Origin of the sequence: Kocuria oceani (assembly GCF_029524215.1) — a bacterium.
In the GTDB taxonomy this organism is placed as follows: Bacteria; Actinomycetota; Actinomycetes; order Actinomycetales; family Micrococcaceae; genus Kocuria; species Kocuria oceani.
This window is the reverse complement of sequence record NZ_JARAMH010000040.1, coordinates 1-6,917: the sequence shown is the minus strand read 5'-3', so window position 1 is coordinate 6,917 and position 6,917 is coordinate 1. Positions and strand designations below refer to the sequence as shown.

Here is a 6,917-nt window from a genome sequence, read left to right as displayed (position 1 = left end):
CTTTCGAGGGTGCTGTGAGAGGTGAACTCGAAAGATCTCACGGTGGCCGCGCCCTCGTCCGCAACGACGAACTCGGCCACCGAGCGTTACACCATCATGCGGGGCTCAACTGAGCTGTTGGGCGTAGGCGCGCACCGCGTTCTCAATCACCGCACGGGCGGTGCCGTCGTGTTCGGTGAGCTCCTCGATCAGATCGGAGACGTCTTGGGCCACCCGCACCCCGAGCTGGATCGTGGGTTCCCGGCGCGGCCGGCCGCGGCCGCGCTTGGGCGCCGCGGCCGGGGGTTCCGCCGCCGGTGCCGCTGGCACCGGCGGGGACGACACCACCGGTGTCGCGGGCTGGGGTGAGGTAGCGCGTGGGGGTGTGTAGTCGACTGGATCGATGTGCTCATCCGGTGCCGGGCGGGGTCGGCGGCGGGCCAGCGAGGCGGGGCGCTCAGGCTTGTCGGTCATCGCAGCACCTTCTTCGCGATCGCAGTGTAAGCGTCGAGGACGCGGGAGCCCTTGCGGTACTGGCCGTACCACTCCCCGAGATCCGCACCTCCTGGACGATGGCCCGGTCCGGGATCAACGGCTCCAGGAACAACCCCGTGGCACGGAGCTCCTCGAGGCAGGCCACCGCCGCCCGGCTCATGATCGTTTCCTTCACCCCACCGACCACGATGCCGGCATCGGTGAGGGTGTCCGGGGCGCCGAGCTGCTGGCGGTGCCGGCGGAGCTGGGCCACCGTGCGCCGGCGGGAGGAATGTTGTCGGCGGAGCTGATATCTCAGACAGTCGGAGTTCTCTGGGAGAATGCATGGGTGCAAATCTCAGAGGGGTCCTCGTTCCACGCGTGGGTAGACGAGAGCATGCGGCAGAAAGACATCCCCGTGCCCATGTACTTGCTCGGCGCGGTGGTGGCAAACCCAGATGAGTGCGACGGAGCACGACAGGAGCTGCGGAACATCCTTCCTAAGGGTGCACCTAAGTTGCACTGGCACGCGATGGAGCCGCGGGAGAAGACCCGTGCCACCGCGGTGGTGTCCTCCTTCGGCGCCACCCACCTCGTGGTCGTAGGCACGCCGCTGGACCATCGGAAGCAGGAGCGGGCTCGGGCTCAGTGCATGGAGCAGTTGTACTGGAGGCTCGGGGAGATGGGCGTGACCAAAGTCTTCCTCGAGGCCCGGGAGAAGTCCCAGCAGCAGAAGGACCTGCAACTGGTCAACGTTCTCCGGATCAGGAAGGTGATGCCCGAGAGGCTGCGGGTGGAGGGGGCTTAACCCCTGATCTTGGACACGCGGAATCCAGCACGATGCTGGGGAAGCGAGAATCCAAGGATGGCAAGGAAGAACTACACCGACGAGTTCCGTCGCCGGGCGGTGGACTTGTACGAGTCCACGCCGGGCGCGACGCTGAAGGGGATCGCGGCGGATCTGGGCGTGTCCCGGGGCTCGTTGAAGGAGTGGGTCGACAAGCTCGGCTCCGGGACCACGAGGACCGGGGAGGTGGTCGCTCCGGTCGCGGGGCGGTCGGAGTCGCAGGCGGCGAAGGTCAGGAGGCTGGAAGCCGAGCTGGCCGCAGCGCAAGCCGAGGCCCACAAGCTCGCGCAGGAGCGGGACATCCTCCGTCAGGCGGCGAAGTATTTCGCCGGGGAGACGAACTGGTGAACCGCTTCCAGTTCGTCGAGGACCACAAGGACGCCTGGGGCGTGAAGCGGTTGTGCGAGGTCGTCGAGGTCGCCCGGTCATCGTTCTACGCGTGGCTGGCCGCCGCGCCGACACGGGCAGCGAGAGCGGCGGCCGACGCGGCGCTGGTGGCGCGGATCCAGGTGCTGCAGGATCCCGCCCGGGGCGGGGACCGCGCCTACGGCGCGCCCCGGGTCACGGCTGACCTCAACGAGGGCACGACGCCCGGCGATCGGGTCAACCACAAGCGAGTAGCCCGCGTGATGCGCGAGCACGGCCTGGCCGGTATCCGGTTGCGCAAGCGCGTGAGGACCACGCTCCCGGACCAGTCCGGCAGGCGGTTCCCCGACCTGCTCGGCCGCGACTTCAGCATCGGCGTGCCGTGCCGCCGCTACGTCGGGGACATCACCTACCTGCCCATCGCCGACGGCACGAACCTCTACCTCGCGTCCTGCATCGATCTGGGCTCACGCAAGCTCGCCGGCTGGAGCATGGCCGATCACATGCGCACCGAGCTCGTCGAGGACGCGCTGAAGGCCGCCTGGCACGAGCGCGGGACGCTGGCCGGGACGGTGTTCCACTCCGACCACGGCGCCGTCTACACATCGAAGGCCTACGCGCAGCTCTGCACGGACCTGGGCGTGACGCAGTCGATGGGCGCGATCGGCTCCTCGGCCGACAACGCCCTCGCCGAGAGCTTCAACGCCGCCCTCAAACGCGAGCTGCTCGAGGGTCGGGCGGGGTTCCCCGACGCGCCGACGGCATACCGGGCCGTGTTCCGGTGGGCGAACCGTTACAACACCCGCAGGCGCCACTGCGCGATCGGCAACATCGCTCCGAACGCCTACGAAGCCGCCGCCTCCGCTACACTCCCGGAAGCGGCATAACCGAAATGACACCGTGTCCAAGATCCAGGGTCAAGGCCCGAGATCGGGTTTCCCTCCGAGGAGCCGATGCTGTGGATCCCGGACCAGGTGCTCGGAGCACTGGGTGATGCGGAGACGGACGACACCAGATGGTTCAACCAGTACGGAGGGTCCGTCGAGCGGATCAGCATCTCACTGTAGATAGCGCGAAGGCCAGGTCCCGTCAGTGCGGGGGCCCCGGCCTCTACTTCCCTACTCTCTGCGAGAGCGGGCTACTTCTAGACAACCTCAGTTGTCCAATTTTGTCCAGCTATGTGTCGGCTTTTCGGTCAGATTTTCTGTCCACCTAACTTGATCGAAAGAGATGGGCCGTGAGCTGAGATAATGCCCGATGCAGGACCTGGCTCCCCGAGGGCGGGAAGGCTGGGACCGAGATCTCATCGACCGAACTTGCCCGTGGCCCGCTTGGACTCCCACCGCTCCAGCTGGTGCAGCGCCCGCTTGTCATAGCCGATCGAGGCCATTGCCTCCTTGACCTCCTCCATGGGCAGACCGGCGTCGCGGAGTCGCTTCAAGAGATTCGGCAGGAGAGCCTCGCTCTGCGGGTTCCGCGACCAGGCGTTGTTCCCGAGATGGTCGAGGTAATCCAGCAACTTAACCTGCTCAGAGGTGAAGCCGGTCCACTCGTGGCCGTCAGATCGGAGGACCATCCTCAAGCCCCTTCCGCGCGCCTGAACACGTCGTCTCGCACCTACTCGACCACAAGTACGGCGGCCATGAGAACAGCATGGGCCTCACGCATCTCAGCGATCCGATCGTCCCCTCCGTGCTCATAGGTGACACGGCTCAGAACGTTACGGAAGGCCTCGACAAGCGAGAGCTTCTCGTCACCCCAGACAGGAAGATCACATTCCCGCTTCTGCGGCGCAGCCTTGATGTCCTTCCGCATGGCTCCAAAACCAGCACCGGGATTCTTCGGGGAGACAACCGGTTGCAAAGCCACCTCGACCGCTACCACAGACGCCTTCCAGCACTGCTTTGCATCCTCCGCACGACCATAGGCAACGTGCCAGGCTTCGGCGAGCTTGTCGTCGACCTCCATGTGGTAGTGGCACTGAAGGTGATGATCTCCTCAGGTGGCTTTCCCCTGGTAAGCCGAAAAGTTGCTGGGTATGCTTCAAGAGCCCGTGACGGGATCGCCCTACCAGCTGGATTGTCTCGCCACGGGCTTTTTCACGCCCGCACCGTTTCAAGCTATGGGGTGTTCTTGGGTGGGCGGCCAGTGCGGACTCCGGCCCGGGGGGCCAGGACGCCCGAGCCGGGCACGCCGTCCGGGAATCCGAGGTCAGCGCGGCAACGCGCCACGTGGGCGCGCAGAGCGGTCTCGACCCATGCTGCCCAGGTTTGACCGTCCTGGGCGGTGAAGTTGTAGGCGTTACGCAGCTCGGTGAGCAGGTCTCGGTCGATGCTCACCTGAAGTGAAGCACGGGTTGCCGCGGCCGGCTTTGGGGCCGAGGTAGGTACTGCAGGTGTGGCGGACAATTGCTCGGCGGCCGCGCTCGGCTGAGGCGCTGGCTGCGCCGAAGCGGGTGGGGATATCTGCGCAGCAGGGTGCTGCCCTTGGTTCCATCGGCTGGTCTTGCGCGGAGCAGGGGAGCCCATGAGAGAAGTCCTTTCGATGCGAGGTCAGCGGCGGGTGATACTGCGCAGGTGGCGGACGTACCGGTAGGCGAGCTCACGGGTGTCGTTGCTCTGCGAGAGGCGTTGGCCGGTCTCGGCTGCGTCCGCGATAGCTACGCGCAGCGGGATGGGCGGGTCCAGCAAGTCCGGGCCCATCAACTGCTCGAACTCCAACCGCCATCGCCGGCCGGTACGGGTCTCTCCTCGCCATTTGTTCAGCAACACTCCGCGCAGCTCCAGGGCCGGAGCATGGTGGGTGCGCACGGTGTCGATGGTTTCGCGGATATCAGCCAGTCCGTCGAGGCTGTACAGGGAGGGTTCGGAGACCACCAGCACGCCGTTAGCGGCAACCAGAGCGTTGAGGGTGAGCATGCCCAGGGCCGGTGGGCAGTCAATCAGCACCAGATCATAGGTGTCATCGAGCGCTTCTATGGCGTGGCGCAGGGCGTGAAGTGCGTGCCCGGGGTCCTCTTGGGCTTCGAGGTGTTTCGTGACCGGGTGCAGGGTGGCCGCAATTGCTGGTACGACGGCGAGGGCTCCCCCGCTGTCGCTGGTCCAGTCACCGGCGATGACTGTCTCCTCCAGTGAGGCGTCTCCGGCCAAAACATCAGCCACGGACAGTGTATCGACTGCCGGTGGGGTGGGGCACAGGGTGGTGGTGGCGTTGCCCTGGGGGTCGAGGTCGATCACCAGCACGCGAACCCCTTCGGACACGGCGGCGTCGGCCAGGTTGACCACAGTAGTGGTCTTGCCGACTCCGCCCTTCTGCTGCGCGACTGCCAAGGTCTCCACATCATTCCTTTCTGCTCTTCTAGGCTAACTTGACTTTACTAAAGTTTGGATAGTTAGGCCAGGATCCTCCATGCTGATGTGCTGAAAACGCACGGATCCTGGGGCACCGGGAGCTACGGCTTACTTTATCGTCAATCTGCTCTCACCTACTTTAATGAATTCTCGGAAGTACTGAAGTACAGAAGAGAGGAGGTTGTAGGTGAAGCTTGGTCCTGGCATGTCGCGGATTTGGAGCCGGTGATACGGCGGCGGCAGGGGCTCAGCCATAAGAACTCGTTTCACAATGCGGTGAGCTGTCGATGGTAGATCAGCACGTAGGCCAGCTATAGCAGCCGAAGGTGTAGGTCGACTCGGCGTTCCCATCGAATGCGTAGCCGCTTGTAGGAGTGCAGCCGTACGAAGCCGCGTTCCACCATCCAGCGGTGCTGGCCCAGTCCGGAACCGTGGGCGACTCCGTAACGGGCAATCCGAGGAGTGATCCCGGGAGCACGCACCAGGCGCCGGTGCTTGTCGCGGTCGTAGCCACGATCGGCGAACAACTCTCAGGGCTTGCGCCGGGGCCGGCCACGCAGCCCACGGATTGGTGGGATCAAGTCCACCAGGGGAAGCAGTGGGGGTGATGTCGTTGCGGCTGCCGCCGAAGAGGGTGACCTGCAGCGGGATCCCGTGCGTGGCGACGATCAGGTGGTGTTTGGAATCAGGCTGGCCTTGGTCGATAGGGCTGAGTCCGACATGACCTCCTTTCAGAGCCCGCACGTGCGAGCCGTCCACTGCGCACTGGTCCAGGTCCAGCGCTCCAGCGGCACGCAGATCAGCCAGCCGCATCTCGTGCACTGCTGGCCGGACTCCGACCTCGGTCCAGGTCCTCATGCGCCGTCCGCACCTCGCATCGGAGACACCCAGCAGATCTTGGGATAGTTGATTCCAGCCGATCCCGGCCTTGAGCACGAACACGATCCTTCGCCAGAACAGCTCGGTCATCAGCCGGCCCACACCCTAGGTGTTTGTACCGCTGGGTCGATGTGGTGGTAGCAACGGGCCGAACTCGCTCCCACAGCGAGTCCAGCCCGGGATTCCCCATGATGCTCACCAGGGTCGCCGAAGGCCCCGTCAGCACTCACGCCTTATGGCCCACCCGTTCTGACATGAACTCTCAGAGTCACCGGACCCCCGTGCCTCCATGATGCGGTCACCCCTGGAACACTTCATTCTCCTCTTCCCCGTTTTTATGACTACTCAGACTTTACTGAAGTATGCATAGTTAGGACAGGACCTTCCATGCCGAGGAGCCGTCAATGCTAGGGTTCCGGGGCACGGGCGCGGTGGCTCACTTCGCCGTCAATCTGTTTTCACAGATTTTAATGAAGTCCCGGAAGTACTGAAGTTTAGGAAGAGAGGAGGTTGTAGGTGGAGCTCGGTCCAGGCATGCCGCTGATTTAGAGCCGGTGATACGGCGGCGGTAGGGCCCCCGCCATAAGAGTCAGCGGGGCCCCCGAGTGTCCGTGAAGCGGCCAAGCCTGGAACACACTTCGACGAGAAACCCGCCTGCTGGTGGATTGTCCTTCGTGACCAGCAGGTTCCAGGCCACGCATCGATGTAACCAGAATAGAAGCCGAAACTGAGTTTTAGCTAAACCACAGCGCGGCAAAGAATCGGTTGTTCAGCTCACGATGGGCAGTTGAGCCCAGTCGGTGGTGTAGCTCTGGGAGAGGTCGGCTTGCCGGCCGAACCAGGGCGTGGGGGACGGTGCCGAGGTGGTGGTTCACGGTGTCGATCGGCTCTCCGATCAGGGCGAACGGATCCAGCACTCCAGGCAACAGCGGCATAGCGCTGCCGGTGGCACGGTCCAGGGGGATGATGCCGACAAGCGTGTAGACCATCTCATGCAGCACTTTGGGGACCAAGGGCGACCC

At 64.5% G+C, this 6,917-nt stretch carries 8 protein-coding genes and 1 pseudogene; 2 read left to right on the top strand and 7 right to left on the bottom strand.

What is annotated here, in order from left to right:
• Positions 1–105 precede the first annotated feature (105 nt).
• Positions 106–453, bottom strand: coding sequence for a hypothetical protein (locus tag PU704_RS19745; RefSeq protein WP_277552833.1), 348 nt, complete (start codon positions 451–453; stop codon positions 106–108).
• 349 nt (positions 454–802) lie between these two features.
• Here PU704_RS19745 and PU704_RS19740 point away from each other — a divergent pair, with 349 nt between their 5' ends.
• Both PU704_RS19740 and PU704_RS19735 read left to right on the top strand, forming a co-directional pair.
• On the top strand, positions 803–1,261 hold the full coding sequence (locus PU704_RS19740) for a hypothetical protein (RefSeq protein WP_277552831.1): 459 nt from the start codon (positions 803–805) through the stop codon (positions 1,259–1,261).
• A 57-nt stretch (positions 1,262–1,318) separates the two neighbouring features.
• Positions 1,319–2,553, top strand: a protein-coding gene (locus tag PU704_RS19735) for an IS3 family transposase (RefSeq protein WP_100244787.1) whose coding sequence is annotated in 2 segments (ribosomal slippage) — positions 1,319–1,628 and positions 1,628–2,553 — 1,236 coding nt in all. Because the reading frame shifts where the segments join, the coding sequence is not laid out codon by codon here.
• Positions 2,554–2,969: 416 nt separating this feature from the next.
• Here the strand turns inward: PU704_RS19735 and PU704_RS19730 are convergent.
• The 6 genes and pseudogenes from PU704_RS19730 to PU704_RS20145 form a co-directional block, all read right to left on the bottom strand.
• On the bottom strand, positions 2,970–3,107 hold the full coding sequence (locus PU704_RS19730; RefSeq protein WP_277552828.1) for a hypothetical protein: 138 nt from the start codon (positions 3,105–3,107) through the stop codon (positions 2,970–2,972).
• Positions 3,108–3,283: 176 nt separating this feature from the next.
• Positions 3,284–3,634 carry a hypothetical protein gene (locus PU704_RS19725; RefSeq protein WP_277552826.1) on the bottom strand — a complete coding sequence of 117 codons (351 nt, stop codon included), beginning with the start codon at positions 3,632–3,634 and terminating at the stop codon, positions 3,284–3,286.
• A 152-nt stretch (positions 3,635–3,786) separates the two neighbouring features.
• On the bottom strand, positions 3,787–4,005 hold the full coding sequence (locus PU704_RS19720; protein WP_277552824.1) for a hypothetical protein: 219 nt from the start codon (positions 4,003–4,005) through the stop codon (positions 3,787–3,789).
• Positions 4,006–4,218: 213 nt separating this feature from the next.
• Positions 4,219–5,004 (bottom strand): ParA family protein, encoded by a 786-nt coding sequence (locus PU704_RS19715; RefSeq protein WP_277552823.1) that lies wholly within the window; start codon positions 5,002–5,004, stop codon positions 4,219–4,221.
• A 323-nt stretch (positions 5,005–5,327) separates the two neighbouring features.
• Positions 5,328–6,085 (bottom strand): annotated as a pseudogene (locus PU704_RS19710) (IS5 family transposase).
• A gap of 544 nt (positions 6,086–6,629) precedes the next feature.
• Positions 6,630–6,917: hypothetical protein (locus tag PU704_RS20145; RefSeq protein WP_277552821.1), on the bottom strand; the 288-nt coding region annotated here is incomplete at its 5' end.